Source organism: Janthinobacterium sp. Bl 1 (genome assembly GCF_058215535.1).
Genome location: NZ_CM177086.1, coordinates 6,113,506 through 6,130,014, shown reverse-complemented (window position 1 = coordinate 6,130,014; position 16,509 = coordinate 6,113,506). Strand labels below are relative to the sequence as shown.

General features: G+C 63.3%; 13 protein-coding genes. 11 read left to right on the top strand and 2 right to left on the bottom strand.

Annotated features, from left to right (window positions below):
- Nucleotides 1-19: 19 nt before the first annotated feature.
- Nucleotides 20-916: a LysR substrate-binding domain-containing protein gene (locus AC4BCN_RS27630; RefSeq protein WP_490492198.1), complete on the top strand. Its 897-nt coding sequence runs from the start codon at nucleotides 20-22 to the stop codon at nucleotides 914-916.
- Here the strand turns inward: AC4BCN_RS27630 and AC4BCN_RS27625 are convergent.
- Both AC4BCN_RS27625 and AC4BCN_RS27620 read right to left on the bottom strand, forming a co-directional pair.
- Nucleotides 913-1,278: a VOC family protein gene (locus AC4BCN_RS27625; protein ID WP_490492197.1), complete on the bottom strand. Its 366-nt coding sequence runs from the start codon at nucleotides 1,276-1,278 to the stop codon at nucleotides 913-915. The genes AC4BCN_RS27630 and AC4BCN_RS27625 overlap by 4 nt on opposite strands.
- Nucleotides 1,279-1,355: 77 nt before the next feature.
- Nucleotides 1,356-2,144: a DUF6597 domain-containing transcriptional factor gene (locus AC4BCN_RS27620; RefSeq protein WP_485883895.1), complete on the bottom strand. Its 789-nt coding sequence runs from the start codon at nucleotides 2,142-2,144 to the stop codon at nucleotides 1,356-1,358.
- A 132-nt stretch (nucleotides 2,145-2,276) separates the two neighbouring features.
- Between AC4BCN_RS27620 and leuS the strand changes: the two genes are divergently transcribed.
- The 10 genes from leuS to AC4BCN_RS27570 all read left to right on the top strand — a co-directional run bounded on the left by leuS (nucleotide 2,277) and on the right by AC4BCN_RS27570 (nucleotide 16,507).
- A complete protein-coding gene (leuS, locus tag AC4BCN_RS27615) occupies nucleotides 2,277-4,916 on the top strand; it encodes a leucine--tRNA ligase (protein ID WP_456147892.1) in 2,640 nt (879 codons plus the stop codon).
- 2 nt (nucleotides 4,917-4,918) lie between these two features.
- Nucleotides 4,919-5,518, top strand: a complete 600-nt coding sequence (locus AC4BCN_RS27610) for an LPS-assembly lipoprotein LptE (protein WP_046684470.1) — start codon at nucleotides 4,919-4,921, stop codon at nucleotides 5,516-5,518.
- A gap of 10 nt (nucleotides 5,519-5,528) precedes the next feature.
- The gene (gene holA, locus AC4BCN_RS27605) at nucleotides 5,529-6,662 is read left to right on the top strand and encodes a DNA polymerase III subunit delta (RefSeq protein ID WP_490492196.1); all 1,134 of its coding nucleotides are present in this window, start codon (nucleotides 5,529-5,531) and stop codon (nucleotides 6,660-6,662) included.
- Nucleotides 6,563-7,834: a glutamate-5-semialdehyde dehydrogenase gene (locus tag AC4BCN_RS27600; protein ID WP_128141710.1), complete on the top strand. Its 1,272-nt coding sequence runs from the start codon at nucleotides 6,563-6,565 to the stop codon at nucleotides 7,832-7,834. Before holA ends, AC4BCN_RS27600 begins: the two co-directional genes overlap by 100 nt.
- A 68-nt stretch (nucleotides 7,835-7,902) precedes the next feature.
- Complete coding sequence (locus tag AC4BCN_RS27595) at nucleotides 7,903-8,340, top strand: CopD family protein (RefSeq protein WP_034745744.1); 438 nt, start codon at nucleotides 7,903-7,905, stop codon at nucleotides 8,338-8,340.
- 10 nt (nucleotides 8,341-8,350) lie between these two features.
- Entirely contained in the window at nucleotides 8,351-8,968 is a 618-nt protein-coding gene (locus AC4BCN_RS27590; RefSeq protein WP_490492195.1) for a 2-hydroxychromene-2-carboxylate isomerase, read from the top strand.
- A 405-nt stretch (nucleotides 8,969-9,373) separates the two neighbouring features.
- The gene (locus tag AC4BCN_RS27585) at nucleotides 9,374-10,579 is read left to right on the top strand and encodes a THUMP domain-containing class I SAM-dependent RNA methyltransferase (protein WP_374106838.1); all 1,206 of its coding nucleotides are present in this window, start codon (nucleotides 9,374-9,376) and stop codon (nucleotides 10,577-10,579) included.
- Between the two features lie 71 nt (nucleotides 10,580-10,650).
- Nucleotides 10,651-11,931 carry a multidrug effflux MFS transporter gene (locus AC4BCN_RS27580; RefSeq protein ID WP_198511227.1) on the top strand — a complete coding sequence of 427 codons (1,281 nt, stop codon included), beginning with the start codon at nucleotides 10,651-10,653 and terminating at the stop codon, nucleotides 11,929-11,931.
- 203 nt (nucleotides 11,932-12,134) lie between these two features.
- On the top strand, nucleotides 12,135-14,297 hold the full coding sequence (locus tag AC4BCN_RS27575) for an HDOD domain-containing protein (protein ID WP_338679984.1): 2,163 nt from the start codon (nucleotides 12,135-12,137) through the stop codon (nucleotides 14,295-14,297).
- Nucleotides 14,298-14,302: 5 nt separating this feature from the next.
- A complete protein-coding gene (locus AC4BCN_RS27570; protein WP_338679983.1) occupies nucleotides 14,303-16,507 on the top strand; it encodes an EAL domain-containing response regulator in 2,205 nt (734 codons plus the stop codon).
- Nucleotides 16,508-16,509: the final 2 nt, after the last annotated feature.

The window sequence follows — 16,509 nt, the reverse complement described above, 5'->3', positions numbered from 1 at the left end:
TTCACCGGCCGGATACCCCATGTCACGCAAAATCCCCATGCTGCAAGCCCTGAACTGCTTCGAGGCGGCGGCGCGGCACCAGAGCTATACGCATGCGGCGCGCGAACTGTCGCTGACGCAAAGCGCCGTGTCGCGCCAGATATCCTCGCTGGAAAACTTTCTTGGCGTGCAACTGTTCCAGCGCACGCGCCATGGCGTGCTGCTGACCAGCGCCGGCGCCGCGTATGCGCGGCAGATCGCGGCGCGTCTTGATGGCCTCGAGCGCGATACGCTCGACACCATGGCGCGCCAGGGTGGTGGCGGCGCCTTGCAACTGGCTTCGGTTCCGACCTTTGCCACGCGCTGGCTGATGCCGCGGCTGGCTTCACTGGCGGGCTTGCACCCGGACATCGTCGTGCACATCGATGCCTATACGAAACCGTTCATGTTTGCCGATACGGAATACGACGGCGCGCTGTACGCGGGCACGCCCGAGCAGCTGGCGCGCTGGCCCGGCACGCGCGCCACCTTGCTCATGCATGAAGAAATCGTGCCCGTCGCCAGCCCGCGCCTGCTGGCCGCGCGCAGCGCCTGGCAGCCGCAGGATTTATTGGAACTGACCTTGTTGCAGCAAAGTACGCGCCCGGGCGCCTGGCGCCAGTGGTTTGACGCCATGCAGGTCGATGGGGAACTGGCGCGCTACGGCGCCCGCTATGAGCTGTTTTCCATGCTGGCCATGGCGGCCGTGCAGGGGCAGGGCGTGGTCTTGCTGCCACGCATGCTGGTCGAAGCGGAACTGGCGCGCGGCGAATTGCGCATCGCATGCGAACGCCCACTGCGCGGCCAGCGCGCGTATTACCTGATCACGCCCGAGGCGGCGCATGAAAAACTGGCCTTGCAGCAGTTCCGGCAATGGCTGCAAGACGAGGCGGCCTAGACGACCTTGGCCGTGTCGAAGTGGGGATTGTCGATCAGGCCGATCTGGTTGCCGAACGGGTCGAGCAATTCCACCGTGCGGATGCCGTCGCCCACGTCCGTGATCGGATGGTGCAGGCTGCCACCCAGCGCCACGATGCGCTCGACTTCTGCCTCGATGCCGTCCACGCCCCAGTACGTCACGCTGCCCTGCGTGCCCGGCTGGCCGTCCGGCAGCAAGCCCAGCTCAAAGCCGCCGATGGCAAAGCCGACATAGAACGGCTGGTCGAAATACGGCGCCGTGCCGAATACCTGGCTGTACCAGGCCTTGGCCTTGTCCAGGTCGGGGACGGGATAGGTGACGGTGCGTAAACCTTTGATCATGTTCTGCTCCTGATGAATGAAGAATACGGTCATCATGCCACCGGCGCGCGGCGCGTGATTGTAAAAATGGAAGGTATTCAAGTGCGCCGGCCCGCCAGCCACGCCTCGGGCGAACTGCGGGCGAAATCCTGGAAGTCGTGGATCAGGTGCGACTGGTCGAAATAACCATATTGCAAGGCCACTTGTGCCCAATCCTGCTGGCCCGCCAGGCTTCGCATGCCCTGGCTGGCGGCGCGAAAGCGGCAGATGCGGGCAAACAGCTTCGGGCTGATGCCCACTTGCTGGCGAAATTGCAGCGCCAGGTGCTGGCGCGACACGCCCAGCTGCTGCGCAAGCCCATCCACGCGCACCTGGCCGGCTGCCGCCTCGATGGCCGCGATCGCGTGGTCGGCCGCGCCAGCCTGACGCCGTGGCGGCGCGGTGCGCAGGCGCAGCAGCAGATATTCTTGCAAAATGGAAACTCGTTGCACATTGGTCAAGGGCTCGCACCATAGCGCGTCACCGAGGCGCGCCGCCAGCTCGCGGCCCCACAGCTGCTGCAATCCCGTGCGTCCATCGTTGAGCTCGCACAAGGGCAGCTGGAAGAAACGCGCCGCCGCGCCCGGCTTGAAGCGGGCCGCCACCGTCTGCACGAGGCCCTGGCTGACGACGGCGATGGGCGCCGTCATCATGCCGACGGCAAAGCTGGCGTCCTGCTGGTCCTGGCACAGGATGTCGATGCAATTGTCGGGCAAGACCTGGTGCGTGAAGGGCGTGGCGCCCGTCTGCACGCGGCACGTCCAGACGCAGTCCAGCCAGGGCCGCAGGGCGGGGATGGGTGGATATTCCTGGTAGACGATCATGGCCGGCTTTGATGCAAAGAACAAGATTGCGTATATCTTACACAGCATAATTGTGCGCCGGCCAAAATATGCGCGCCCGGGCCGCCAGCGCGCCGCGCTATCGGGCGGCGACAACCAGTATAATGCTCGGTTCATATCCACTATTGGCCGCACATCATGCAAGACAAATATAGTCCCGCCGACGTCGAACAAGCCGCCCAATCGCACTGGAAGGCGATCGACGCCTATAAAGCCGTCGAACACGACCCGCGTTTCCCAAAAGGCAAGTATTTTGCCTGCTCGATGCTGCCTTACCCTTCGGGCAAGCTGCACATGGGTCACGTGCGCAACTATACGATCAATGACGTGATGTACCGCTACCTGCGCATGAACGGCTACAACGTGCTCATGCCGATGGGCTGGGATGCGTTCGGCATGCCGGCGGAAAACGCGGCCATGGCCAACAACGTGCCGCCCGCGCAATGGACGTATTCGAACATCGCCCACATGAAGCAGCAGATGGAATCGATGGGCCTGGCCATCGACTGGTCGCGCGAAATGACCGCCTGCAAGCCCGAATACTACAAATGGAATCAGTGGATGTTCCTCAAGATGCTGGAAAAAGGCATCATCTACAAGAAGACCGGTACCGTGAACTGGGACCCGATCGACCAGACCGTGCTGGCCAACGAACAAGTCGTCGATGGCAAGGGCTGGCGTTCGGGCGCGCTGATCGAAAAGCGCGAAATCCCCATGTACTACGCGCGCATCACCGATTACGCGGAAGAGCTGCTGGCCTATGTGGACGACAAGCTGCCGGGCTGGCCCGAGCGCGTGCGCATCATGCAGACCAACTGGATCGGCAAGTCGACGGGCGTGCGCTTCGCCTTCCCGCACACAATCGCGGATGCCGACGGTAGCCTGATCGGCGACGGCAAGCTGTATGTGTTTACCACGCGTCCGGACACCGTCATGGGCGTGACCTTCTGCGCCGTGGCCGCCGAGCACCCGCTGGCTATCCACGCCGCGCAAAGCAATCCTGCGCTGGCGGCCTTCAACGCCGAATGCAAGCTCGGTTCCGTGATCGAAGCGGACATGGCAACGATGGAGAAGAAGGGCATGCCGACCGGCCTGTTCGTCACCCATCCGTTGACGGGCGCGCAAGTGGAAGTCTGGGTCGGCAACTACGTGCTGATCACCTACGGCGATGGCGCCGTGATGGGCGTGCCGGCGCACGACGAACGCGATTTTGGCTTTGCCAAGAAATACAATCTGCCGATCAAGCAAGTGATCGAAGTCAAGGGCCAGGAATTTTCGACGGACGCCTGGCAGGAATCGTATGGCAGCAAGGACGGCGTCTGCGTCGCCTCCGGCAAATACGACGGCCTGCATTTCGCGTCCGCCGTCGATGCGGTGGCCGCCGACCTGGCCGAACTGGGCCTGGGCGAAAAGAAAACCACGTTCCGCCTGCGCGACTGGGGCATTTCGCGCCAGCGCTACTGGGGCACGCCGATCCCGATGATCCATTGCGCCGATTGCGGCGTGGTGCCGGTGCCGGAAAAAGATCTGCCGGTGGTGCTGCCGGAAGACTGCGTGCCGGACGGCACGGGCAATCCGCTGAACAAATATGAAGCCTTCTTGCAGTGCGACTGCCCGCAGTGCGGCAAGCCGGCGCGCCGCGAGACGGACACCATGGATACCTTCGTCGATTCGTCGTGGTACTACATGCGCTATACCTCGCCAGGCTCGAACGACGCCATGGTCGACGCGCGCAACGATTACTGGATGCCGATGGACCAGTATATCGGCGGCATCGAACACGCCGTCATGCACTTGCTGTATGCGCGCTTCTGGACCAAGATCATGCGCGACTTCGGCCTGGTCAAGTTCGACGAGCCATTCGTCAACCTGCTGACGCAAGGCATGGTGCTCAACGAAACCTATTTCCGCAAGGATGCGGCGGGCAAGACCACCTGGTTCAACCCGGACGACGTGCGTCTGTCGCTCGATGACAAGGGCCGTCCGCAAAGCGCCGTCCTGGTGGCCGACGGCCAGCCGGTGGAAATCGGCGGCACGGAAAAAATGTCGAAGTCGAAGAACAACGGCATCGACCCGCAAGCGCAGATCGAGCAGTATGGCGCCGATACGGCCCGTTTGTTCACCATGTTCGCCTCGCCGCCGGAACAGACGCTGGAATGGTCGGGCAGCGGCGTTGAAGGCGCGAACCGTTTCCTGCGCCGCGTGTGGAACTTCGGTTACGCGCAGTCGGCCACGATTCAATCCGCACTGGCTGGCGGCGCGGCTCCCGCCACGGGCGACGCGCAGAAAAACCTGCGCCGCGAATTGCACAAGCTGCTGCAGCAAGCCGATTACGACTTGAAGCGCATCCAGTACAACACCGTCGTGTCGGCCTGCATGAAGATGCTCAACACCCTGGAATCGGCCAAGCTCGATGACAGCGCGCAGTCGAAGGCGCTGATCGCCGAAGGCTTCTCCATCTTCCTGCGCCTGCTCAATCCTGTCGCGCCGCACATCACCCATGTGCTGTGGCAGGAATTGGGTTACGCCGGCGTGCACGGCGATCTGTTGAACGTGGCATGGCCGCAGGTCGACCCGGCCGCATTGGAACAGTCCGAGATCGAGATGATGATCCAGGTGAACGGCAAGCTGCGCGGCTCGATCACGGTTGCCAAGGATGCGGACAAGGCCAGCATCGAAGCGGCTGCGCTGGCGTGCGAAAGTGTGCAGAAGTACGTCGAGACCACGCCGAAGAAGATCATCGTCGTGCCAGGCAAGTTAATCAGCATCGTGGTGTAATCATGACGACTTCCTCTCAAGTATCGCTGTTGGGCCGCCGCGCCGTGCTGGCGTTGGGCCTGACCGTTTTGCTGTCGGCCTGCGGCTTTCATTTGCGCGGTTCGAACGGCAGTTTCATGCTGCCGTTCGCGACGATGTACATCGGCTTGCCCGACTCGTCGCCGCTGGCGATCGGCCTGAAACGCTATATCCGCGCCATTGGCAGCACGGAGGTGGTCAATACCAAGGATGGCGCCGACGCCGTCCTCGAGGTGCTCACCGATCCTGAGAGGAATCGTACCAAGACCATTTTGTCCCTGAATACCAGCGGTCGCGTACAAGAGTACCAACTTGGCTATGCGATCAATTTCCGCGTATTGGACAAGGCCGGCAACCAGCTGCTGGCGCCGACGACCATCAGCCTGGTGCGTCCTATCACCTTCGACGACAGGCAGGTGCTGGCCAAGGAAACCGAGGAAGCGGCGCTGTACCGCGACATGCGCAACGACCTGGTGCAGCAGATCATGCGCCGCCTGGCCGCCATCAAGCCGGTGCTGCCGGCCATGTCGGTGGCGCCAGTGGCGCCCGTGACGCCGGTCGCGCCGGCGGCCCCGCAGCAGTAACGGGGACGCCATGCAATTGCGGATAGACGCGCTCGATGGGCATGTGGCCAAGCCGCTGGCGCAGCTGTATGTGATCACCAGCGACGAACATTTGTTGGCGCTGGAAGCGGCCGACAAGATCCGCCGCGCGGCACGCGCGCAAGGGTATTCCGAGCGCGACGTGCTGACGGTGGAGCGCAGCTTCAAGTGGGGCGAACTGCTGGCGGCGAATCAGGAGCTGTCGCTGTTCGGCGATAAAAAACTGATCGAGCTGCGCATCCCCACCGGCAAGCCGGGCAAGGATGGCGGCGCGGCGCTGCAAAGCTACGCCAAAAACCTCAGTCCCGATAATCTCACCCTGATCACCTTGCCCAAGCTGGACTGGGCCACGCAGAAGGCGGCCTGGGTCGCCAGCCTGCAGCAGGCGGCCGTGTATATCGACATTCCAAATGTGGAACGGACGCAGTTGCCGGCCTGGATATCGCAGCGCCTGGCCGCGCAGGGGCAAAGCGCCGAACGGGCCAGCATCGACTTCATCGCCGAACGGGTGGAAGGCAACTTGCTGGCGGCGCACCAGGAAATCCAGAAACTGGGCTTGCTGCATGCCGCGGGCAAGCTGACGTACGAACAAGTGCAGGACGCGGTGCTGAACGTGGCCCGCTACGATGTCTTCAAGCTGTCCGAAGCCATGCTGGCCGGCGATCCGGCGCGCCTGGTGCGCATGCTCGAAGGCTTGAAAGGCGAGGGCGAGGCGCTGCCGCTGGTCTTGTGGGCCGTCTCCGAGGAAATCCGTACGCTGTTAAAATTGAAGGCCGGCATGGCGCAAGGGCGTCCATTGGGCGCGCTGCTGAAGGAATACCGCATCTGGGGTCCGCGCGAGCGGATGATGGAACCGGCCCTGCGGCGCATTTCGCTGCCTGTGCTGGAAGCGGCGCTGCAGCAGGCGGCGCAGGTGGACAAGATGATCAAGGGCTTGCGCGCCAAGGGCTACGCGGGCGATGCCTGGGACGCCATGCTGCAGCTGGGTCTGAAGATCGCCCGAGGTTTTTTTTTATGGATACGAGCATGGACATCACAGAATATATGCAGGACGTGGGCACGCGCGCGCGCGCCGCTTCGCGCGCCATGGCGCGTGCCGACAGCGCCACGCGCAACCGCGCCTTGAGCCTGATCGCCGCTGCCATCGTGCGCGATGCCGATCTGCTGCGCGCGGCCAACCAGCGCGACCTCGATGCGGCCGCTGCCGCCGGCCTGGCGCCGGCCATGCTCGACCGCCTGACCCTGTCCGACGCCGCCATCGCCACCATGGTCGAAGGCTTGACGCAGATCGTCTCGCTGGCCGATCCGATCGGTGAAATCTCGAACATGAAATTCCGCCCGACGGGCATCCAGGTGGGCCAGATGCGCGTGCCGCTGGGCGTCATCGGCATCATCTATGAAGCGCGTCCGAACGTGACGGTGGACGCGGCCGGCCTGTGCATCAAGAGCGGCAACGCGACGATCTTGCGCGGCGGTTCGGAAGCGATCCACTGCAACCGCGCGCTGGCCAAGCTGGTGGCCGAAGGTTTGCAGGGAGCCGGTCTGCCGGCCGATGCCGTGCAAGTCATCGACACCACCGACCGCGCCGCCGTCGGCGCCTTGATCACCATGCCGCAGTACGTGGACGTCATCGTGCCGCGCGGCGGCAAGGGCCTGATCGCGCGCCTGATGGAAGAAGCTACGGTACCGATGATCAAGCACCTCGACGGCATTTGCCACGTCTATATCGATGCCAAGGCCGATATCAGGAAGGCGATCGATATCGGCTTCAACGCGAAGTGCCACCGCTACGGCACCTGCAACACCATGGAAACCCTGCTGGTGTCGCGCGCCATCGCCGCCACCGTGCTGCCGCAGCTGGCCGAGCTTTACCTGACCAAGCAGGTGGAACTGCGCGCTGATCCGGAAAGCCATGCGATCCTGGCCGCTGCTGCGTATCCGCACCTGGTACACGCCAACGAGGAAGACTGGTCCACCGAGTACCTGGCGGCCATCCTGTCGGTGAAGGTCGTCGACGGCATCGACGAAGCGATGGACCACATCAACCAGTATTCATCGAAGCACACGGAATCGATCATCACGGAAGACTACAGCGATGCGCTGCGCTTCCTGCGCGAAGTCGATTCCGCCTCGGTGATGGTGAACGCGTCGACGCGTTTCGCCGACGGTTTTGAGTATGGTCTGGGCGCCGAAATCGGCATCTCGAACGACAAGCTGCACGCGCGCGGTCCGGTGGGCCTGGAAGGCCTGACCTCGCTCAAGTACGTGGTATTCGGCCACGGCGAAATCCGCAAATAGTCTCCTCGCGGGCGGCCCACAAGGCGGCCCGCGCTCTGTTTTTCTCCACCTCCGACACTGGGAACCCCATGCTCTTTCTCTGGACCAAAGCCTTCCACATCATCTTCGTCATGTCCTGGTTCGCCGGCCTGTTTTACCTGCCGCGCATTTTCGTGAACCTGGCGATGGAGACGGAAACGGTGGCCACCGAGCGCCTGCTGCTGATGGCGCGCAAGCTGTACCGCTTCATGTCGTTGCTGGCGCTGCCGGCGATGGTGCTGGGGCTGGCCCTGATGTGGATGCTGTATGGCGGTGGCGAAGGCCGCATGAAGATGCCGGGCTGGATGCACGCCAAGCTGACGTTCGTGGTGCTGCTGCTCGGCTATCACCACGCCTGCGGTTCCATCCTGCGCAAGTTTGAAAAAGGTCTCAACAAGCGCAGCCACACCTGGTTCCGCTGGTTTAATGAAGTGCCGGTGGTGATGCTGCTGGCCGTCGTCGTGTTGGTCGTGGTCAAGCCTTTCTAAGGGAGTCGAGATGAGTGCAAGTCAGAACAAAGTCGTGCAGTATTTCTTCGCCCCCCACTCGCCATGGACCTACCTGGGCCACGCGCGCCTGATGGCCATCGCCGCGAAGACGGGCGCACAGATCGACGTGCGTCCCTTCGACCTGGGCAAGGTCTTCAGCGTCTCGGGCGGCCTGCCGCTGGCCAAGCGCGCGCCGCAGCGCCAGGCCTACCGCCTGGCCGAACTGGCGCGCTGGTCGGCCTTTCTGCAAGTGCCATTGACCTTGCAGCCAAAGTTCTTCCCCGTGTCGCCGGAAGCGTCGGCCAAGCTGATCATCGCCACGCGCCTGGCGCACGGCGTGGAAGCATCGCTGAACCTGGCGCACGCCATCATGCGCGGCCTGTGGGCCGAAGAGCGCAACATCGGTGACGAAGAAACGCTGGTGCAGATCGCCGTTGATGCCGGTTTCGATGGCCGCCAGTTGCTGAAAACGTCGGAGACGGCCAGCGTGCAGGCGGAATACGACGCGAATACGGAAGCGGCCACCGCCGCCAATATCTTTGGCTCGCCGTGGTACATCGTCGATGGCGAAGGGTACTGGGGCCAGGACCGTCTCGATTTCGTCGAGCGGGCGCTGGAAGCAAAATAAATAAGGATGTAGGTCGGATTAGCGCCCCGCGCGTAATCCGACAAGCTCAGTCGGCAGCGCACGTCGGCTTACGCCCTGGCGGGCTAAGCCGACCTACGTGACAGGCGCGGTTTTGCCTCATGGTCTGAGGATGTAGGTCGGATTAGCGGGGCAAGGCCGCGCGTAATCCGACCAGCACAGTCAGCGGCACATGTCGGCTGGCGAGGTAGCAAGTTAAAAGCAGTGTTAACAAAGTGGTTTTTTTAATGCAGTAAAAGTAACGATACCCGCAGGCACCGTCGCGAGCGGATCGCCGCTTGTCCGAGAAGCGCAGCCGTACGAAGGTACGGCGAGCATCGCCGGGCGAGCGCCGTACCGCGCAGCAGGTGCCTGCGGGTGTTCACTACAACGGATAAAAGGTACACCATGGCTTCATATTTTTGCCCATGCCCGCGCGGCATGGAAGCGGCGCTGGCCGAGGAACTGGGCGAGATCGCCCAGGATAGTGCGACCATGAAGGTCCATAACCAGGTACCGGGCGGCGTACACTGCTCGGGCGACCTGCTCGATTCCTACCGCATCAACCTGCATTCGCGCATCGCTTCGCGCGTGCTGATGCGCATGGCCCATTCCGGCTACAAGACGGAAAACGACATCTATGACCTGACCCTGGCGCAATCCTGGGAAGACTGGTTCGGCGTGCACCACACGATCCGCGTCGATGTCACGGCCGTCAAATCGCCGCTGCGCAGCCTGGAATTCACGACACTGAAAATCAAGGATGCGATCTGCGACCGCTTCCGCGACCAGTTCAACGAGCGTCCATCGGTCAACACCAAGACGCCGGACATGCGCATCGTCGGCTTCCTCGACGCGCACACGTTTACCGTCTACCTCGACACCTCGGGCGAAGCCCTGTTCAAGCGCGGCTGGCGCGAAGAGACGGGCGACGCGCCGCTGCGCGAAAACCTGGCCGCCGGCCTGCTGCGCGTGTCGGGCTGGAAGCCTGGCATGGTGCTGTTCGACCCGATGTGCGGTTCCGGCACCATCCTGGCCGAAGCGGCGCAGATGCTGCAGGGGATACCACCGGGCGCGTCGCGCCAGTTCGCGTTTGAAAACTTCCACGACTTCGATCCGGCGCCATGGAATGCCATGAAAAACGCTATCAAGGTCAATCCGCTGCCGGCCGAACCGACGATTTTCGGCAGCGATATCTCGGGCGACATGGTCGCCATGACGCGCCACAACCTGCGTTGCGCCGGCGTGCGCTTCGACGTGCCCTTGAAACAGATCGAGGCGCAGGAAGTCAAGCCGCCAAGCGACGTGCCGGGCATCATGCTGACCAACCCGCCGTACGGCGAGCGTATCGGCGTGCGCGGCGACAGCACCATCCCGGAAGATGAACTGTCGACGTCCTTCTACTCGGCCATGGGCACGACCCTGAAGCAGCGTTTCGCCGGCTGGACCGTGTTCCTGTTTACGGCCGACCTGGGCTTGCCCAAGCTGCTGCGTTTGAAAGAAGCGCGCAAGACGCCATTCTTCAATGGTGCGCTGGAATGCCGTCTGTTCCGCTTCGATATGGTGGCGGGATACAACCGCCGTGAAGAAGCCAAGCCCAAGCCACAGCAGTAAGCGTTCACCGCAATACACCCGCAGTAACCCGCGCGGACCAATGCAGGTCCGCGCGCCACTTTGGATCCGCCATGTTTCCCACTCCTCCGGCCGACGTGCCGCCAGACCCGGTTACCCCCGTTCCGCCTCCCACGCCGAGCCACATGGCGCCGCTGAGCCGCGGTGCGCTGGCGATGATGCTGGCCGGGCTGTCGATGCTGGGCCCCCTGTCGATCGATACGTATCTGCCCGCGTTTGGCGCGATCCAGGGGTCGCTGCAGGCGTCGCCGCTGGAAGTGCAGCAGTCGCTGACGTTCTACATGCTGGCCTTTGCCGGCATGGTGCTGTGGCATGGCGCAATCTCGGACACCTTTGGCCGGCGCAACGTCATCCTCGTGTCCCTGCTGATGTTTGCCATCGGCTCGCTGGGCTGCGCGTCGGCGCACACGGTGCACTACCTGTGGTTCTTCCGCATCATGCAGGGCGTCTCGGCCGGCGCCGGCGTGGTGATCAGCCGCGCCATCATCCGCGACCTGTATGCCGATGCGGCGGCGGCGCGGCTGCTGTCGCTGGTGACGATGATCTTTTCCATCGCCCCGGCCGTGGCGCCGATTCTCGGCGGCTGGATCGTCATCTGGTTCGACTGGCGCTCGATCTTCCTGTTCCTCGCCTTTTACACGGTGGTGCTGCTGGCGTTCTGCTACTGGCGCCTGCCCGAAACCCTGCCTTTGGCCAAGCGCCAGCCGTTCAATCCGCGTTTTCTCGCGTCGAGCTATGGCCAGATCCTGCGCTCGCCCCTGTTCCACATCAAGGCGGGCATCGTCGCCCTCAATTTCGCGGGCCTGTTCCTGTTCATCACGGCCGCGCCGGAAATGCTGCCCAAGCAGCTGGGCCTGGGACCATCGCAATTCGCCTGGCTGTTCATTCCCTGCGTGAGCGGCATCTTCATGGGCGCCGCGGCGGCCAACCGCATCGCCGGCAAGGTCACGTTCGCGCGCCAGATCGGCATCGGCTTTGCCTTCCTGCTGTGCGCCGCCAGCGTCAATGTCGTGTATCACCTGTTCCTGCCGCCATCGTTGCCCTGGTCGGTGCTGCCCCTGTTCTTCTACACCTTCGGCATGTCGCTGGTGGGGCCGGGCGCGACCCTGCTGGCGCTTGACCTGTTCCCGCATATCCGCGGCACGGTGGCTTCGTGCCAGTCGTTTGCCAGCACCTTGCTGGGCGCCGTGGTAGCTGGCGTGATCTCGCCGCTGCTGTCCGGTTCCGTGCTGTGGCTGGCCTCGGGCCAGCTGGCGTTTACAGGCCTGGCACTGGCGCTGTGGCTGATATCGCGGCGCTTCCGCCACCGTTTGCTTGGTTCCTTCAAGGCATAAGTTTCCACTGTAGAACGCTGGATTTATTTCAACTTAATTTTCTATATTGCAAGTAATATCCGGCGCTTATGATAAGATGACTGCTTTCCCGGCATCCTCTCAGGCAACACATTTTTTGCTTACAGGAGTGGAGGATTCCTCTGAACGTGGCCGCGCTTCGCTGCTGAGCGCTCATCCTTTTCGAACCGGCAATGCCTGATACGATGCATCAATCTGATCAAGATATACGCAATCGCCTGCTGATTGCCCGCCTGCCGGCCATGCCGCAGATCCTCCTCAAGCTGATCGCCCACCTGCAGGCCGACGATGCCGGCATGCCGGAACTGGCCGCCCTGATCGCCAAGGATGCGGGCATGACCAGCAAGATACTCGGCGTGGCCAACAGCTCGGCCTACCATCGCCAGAGCAAGGTCGTCAGCCTGGAGCAATCGCTCGTCTCGCTCGGCACGGACATGATCAAGACCCTGGTCATCAGCGAATCCGTGTTCCAGACCTTCAACAGCTTCCCTCATTCCGGCAGCACGGATTTGCGCGCCTTCTGGAAAAGTTCGCTGTCGGCCGCCGTCATGGCGCGCGCGCTGGCCAAGGCCATGGCCTATCCGCACGCCGAGGAAGCGTATCTGGCCGGCTTGCTGCACAACGTGGGCCGACTGGCCTTGCTGGCCACGGCGCCGAAGGAATACGCCTTCAATTTCACGGCGCGCGACGATGCCGCCCTGTGCGCGGTGGAGCAGCGCACCTTGCAGATCACGCATGCGGAGGCGGGCGCCTGGCTGATCGAACGCTGGCACCTCGATTCCTTCCTGGCCGACAGCGTGCTGTATCACCATGAACCGCTGGCGCGCCTGGAAGCGAGCCATCCCCTGATCCGCATCGTGCGTCTGGCGCACCTGTTGTGCTGCCATGCCGACGATGCGGACGAGGCCGAGTCCATCACGCAGGCGGCAAGCCTGTGCGCGCTGGACGTCGAGACACTGGACGACCTGGCCGGCAGCGTCGCGCGCCAGGTGGAGCAGGCCGCGCAGCACCTGGGCATCGACCTGGCCGGCGCGGATGATATCGCCACGCCGCCCGCGTATGCGCCGCCAGCCGTCGATCCGGTGCAGCGGCGCCTGTCCGACGAAGTGCGCAATATGGTGCTGGTGTCCGAAGTGGGGCAGACCTTCGCCCGGCAGCAGGGCGAGAGCAGCCTGCTCGAAGCCATCACGCGCTCGGCGCGCATCCTGTTCGATTTCGACACCGCCGTCATCCTGCTGCAAAACGCCACCGGCCATGCGCTCGTCGGCGTGGCGGCGGGCGAACATCAGCAGCGCCTGGCCGGCTTCTCGGTCCCGCTGGCCAAGGGCGGACCTTTGGCGGCATCGGCGCTCGAGTGCCAGCTGGCGTTCCTGAAACGCGACATGCCGGCGCTGGGCATCGTCGAAGAGCAGCTGTTCCGCATTCTCGGCACGGACAGCCTGGTTTGCGTGCCGCTCGTGGCGGGCCAGCGCAGCCTCGGCGTGTTGGTTGGCGGCGTGGCAGCATGGCAGATTCCCGCTTGCCAGAAGCGCGAGGGTTTTTTGCGCGCGTATGCTAACCAGGCCGCCACGGCGCTGGAAACGGCCATCAGCGCGCGCGGCCTGGCGCGGCGCCAGCTCGATCACGTGGCCGAGGAATACCGCGCCGCGTCGCGCCGCGTCGTGCATGAAGTGAACAACCCGCTGTCCATCATCAAGAACTACCTGAGCGTGCTCGATCACAAGCTCGAGAAGCAGGAACCGGTGTCCGGCGAAATGGCGATCCTCAATGAGGAAATCGACCGGGTCGGCCAGTTGATCGGCGGCCTGGCCGATCTGCAGCCGGCAGCGGCCAGCGGCGTGACCGATTGCGCGCGCGTCGTCGACGATGTGCTGCGCCTGTTCCGCGCCACCGATTTCCTGCCGCCGAAGATCGAGGTGGTCACGCGCATGCAGGATGCGCCATGCGAGGTGGAAGCCGATGCCGACATGCTCAAGCAAATCCTGCTCAACCTGCTGAAGAACGCCGTCGAAGCCTTGCCCGATGGCGGGCGCATCGAAGTGGCGAACCGTGGCCACGTCAACCGCGACCGCCGCCTGTACCTGGAGCTGTGTGTCAGCGACAATGGCGCCGGCCTGGCGCCCGAAGTGCTGGCCAATCTGTTCTCGCCTGTGCGCAGCAGCAAGGAAGGCGCGCATCACGGCCTTGGCCTGTCCATCGTGCATGACCTGGTCACGCGCCTGCATGGCGTGATCGGCTGCCGCAGCAGCAAGTCCGGCACCTCGTTTGAAATTCTACTGCCCATTCCCTTGCCGGCGAGCGCCGCAGCCGCGCTGCCCGCGCCCGGCAATACCGCCTTGTCTTCGTAACGTCCATGAACTCCTCCGCCATTCCGTTTGACCTGGAAAACAGCCCACGCATCCTGCTGGTCGACGACGAGCCACGCCTGCTCGCCTCCCTCCACGAATTGCTGAAGGACCGCGGCTACCAGCTGCACACGGCTACCTGCGGCAGCGAGGCGCTGGCGCAGCTGTCGAAACTGCGCTTCGACCTGATCCTGCTTGACTTGCGCCTGCCCGACATGAGCGGCCATGAAATCATGGACCACATCAACCGGCGCGGCATCGAGGGCGACGTGATCGTCATGAGCGGCGACGTCGGCATCGAGGCGGCCATCGGCGCCCTGAAACGTGGCGCCTACGATTATCTGCGCAAGCCCTACAGCCGCGAGGAGCTGCTCAAGACGGTGGAGAACGCGCTGCAAAAGCGCAAGCTGGCGCTGGAGAACGAGCGCATCGCGCTGCAGCTGGAAAACTCGGAAAAGATGTACCGCTACCTGGTCGACAGCTCGCCCGACATCATCTATACCTTGAACCACGAAGGCCGCATCACCTTCATCAACGACAGGGTGCACCAGTTGCTGGGCTTTAGCCGCGAAGAGCTGATCGGCAGCCATTATTCGATTCTCGTACACGATGAAGACCAGGAGCGGGCGCGCTATGCCTTCAATGAGCGCCGCCTCGACGAGCGCGCCTCGCGCAATGTGGAACTGCGCCTGAAGTGCCATAGCGGCACTGGCAGCGACCGCACCTTCAACAACACCTTGATGACGATTCCGCTCAATTCGATCGGCATGCACAGCCACGATCACGAAGCGAAAAAGCAGGAATACTTCGGCACCTACGGCGTGGCGCGCGACATCACCGACCGCAAGCGCGCCGAGGAAGTCATCTCTTACCAGGCCTACCACGACATCCTGACGGACCTGCCGAACCGCATGCTGTTCAAGGACCGCCTGGGGCTGGCCGTGATCCAGGCGCGGCGCAAGCTGACGGAGCTGGCCGTGATGTTCATCGACCTCGATCGCTTCAAACTGGTCAACGATACCCTGGGCCACGTGAAGGGCGACGAATTGCTGCAGCAGGTGGCGCTGCGCCTGAAGGATTGTCTGCGCCGCGGCGATACGTTGGCGCGCCAGGGCGGCGATGAATTTACCATCGTGCTGCCGGAACTGCGCGACCGCCAGGATGCGCGCCTGATCGCCGACAAATTCCTCGAATGCCTGCACCAGCCCTTCGACCTCGATGGCAACCAGGTGCATATCTCGGCCTCGATCGGCATCGCCATCTATCCGGGCGACGGCGAGACCATCGACGAGCTGCTGCGCCATGCCGACATCGCCATGTACCAGGTCAAGGCGCTGGGCAAGAACGGCCACAGTTTTTATCACGAGTCCATGCTCGACGTGTCGCACCAGAAGATCGCGCTCGAGCAAAGCTTGCGCAAGGCGCTGGAGCTGAACCAGCTGGAGATGTATTACCAGCCGCAGGTGGACGTGATGACGGGCCGCATCGTCGGCGCCGAAGGCCTGATGCGCTGGAACCACCCGCAGCGGGGTTTGCTGACGGCAGGCGAATTCTTGCCGTTTGCCGAGGAAAACGGCTTGATGCTGCCGATCTCGGACTGGATGCTGGGCGCGCTGTGCCGCGACCTGGTGCAGTGGAACGCGGCCGGCGGCGACGCCGTGCGCCTGTCGCTCAATTTGTCGCCGCAATACCTGGACCGGGGCGACTTCTTCGAGAAGATGCGCGGCGCGCTGACGCGCTATGGCATCGCGCCGGAAAAGATCGAAGTGGAGATCACGGAAAACATCTGCATCCGCAACCCGCAGTATGCGATCGAGCAGTTGAACAAGCTGTGCCAGCTGGGCGTGTCGGTGGCCATCGATGATTTCGGCACCGGTTATTCTTCGCTGTCGTACCTGCACCGCTTCCCCATCCACACGATCAAGATCGACCAGTCGTTTGTGAAGGAAATCCACGACGAGCACGGACACTATCCTGTCATCCTGGCCATCATCTCGATCGCGCGCGGCCTGGGCCTGCACCTGATCGCCGAGGGCGTGGAGACGGAAGGGCAGGCGCGCTACCTGCAGGACAAGGGCTGCACCACGATGCAGGGCTACTTGTACCATCGGCCCATTTCGCTGGGCAGCTTCATCGGCGTGCTGCAGGAGCAGAACCGTCTGATCGCCGATGCGGCCCCCGCGTCGTCCCGGACGCTGACCATCGAGGCTTGACC

Coding starts and splice junctions, on each gene's coding strand:
- AC4BCN_RS27590 (WP_490492195.1), top strand. CDS start 8,351: ATGAGTGCAAGTCAGAACAAAGTCGTGCAGTATTTCTTCGCCCCCCAC.
- AC4BCN_RS27610 (WP_046684470.1), top strand. CDS start 4,919: ATGACGACTTCCTCTCAAGTATCGCTGTTGGGCCGCCGCGCCGTGCTG.
- AC4BCN_RS27595 (WP_034745744.1), top strand. CDS start 7,903: ATGCTCTTTCTCTGGACCAAAGCCTTCCACATCATCTTCGTCATGTCC.
- holA (WP_490492196.1), top strand. CDS start 5,529: ATGCAATTGCGGATAGACGCGCTCGATGGGCATGTGGCCAAGCCGCTG.
- AC4BCN_RS27630 (WP_490492198.1), top strand. CDS start 20: ATGTCACGCAAAATCCCCATGCTGCAAGCCCTGAACTGCTTCGAGGCG.
- AC4BCN_RS27580 (WP_198511227.1), top strand. CDS start 10,651: ATGTTTCCCACTCCTCCGGCCGACGTGCCGCCAGACCCGGTTACCCCC.
- AC4BCN_RS27600 (WP_128141710.1), top strand. CDS start 6,563: ATGGACATCACAGAATATATGCAGGACGTGGGCACGCGCGCGCGCGCC.
- leuS (WP_456147892.1), top strand. CDS start 2,277: ATGCAAGACAAATATAGTCCCGCCGACGTCGAACAAGCCGCCCAATCG.
- AC4BCN_RS27570 (WP_338679983.1), top strand. CDS start 14,303: ATGAACTCCTCCGCCATTCCGTTTGACCTGGAAAACAGCCCACGCATC.
- AC4BCN_RS27575 (WP_338679984.1), top strand. CDS start 12,135: ATGCATCAATCTGATCAAGATATACGCAATCGCCTGCTGATTGCCCGC.
- AC4BCN_RS27625 (WP_490492197.1), bottom strand. CDS start 1,278: ATGATCAAAGGTTTACGCACCGTCACCTATCCCGTCCCCGACCTGGAC.
- AC4BCN_RS27585 (WP_374106838.1), top strand. CDS start 9,374: ATGGCTTCATATTTTTGCCCATGCCCGCGCGGCATGGAAGCGGCGCTG.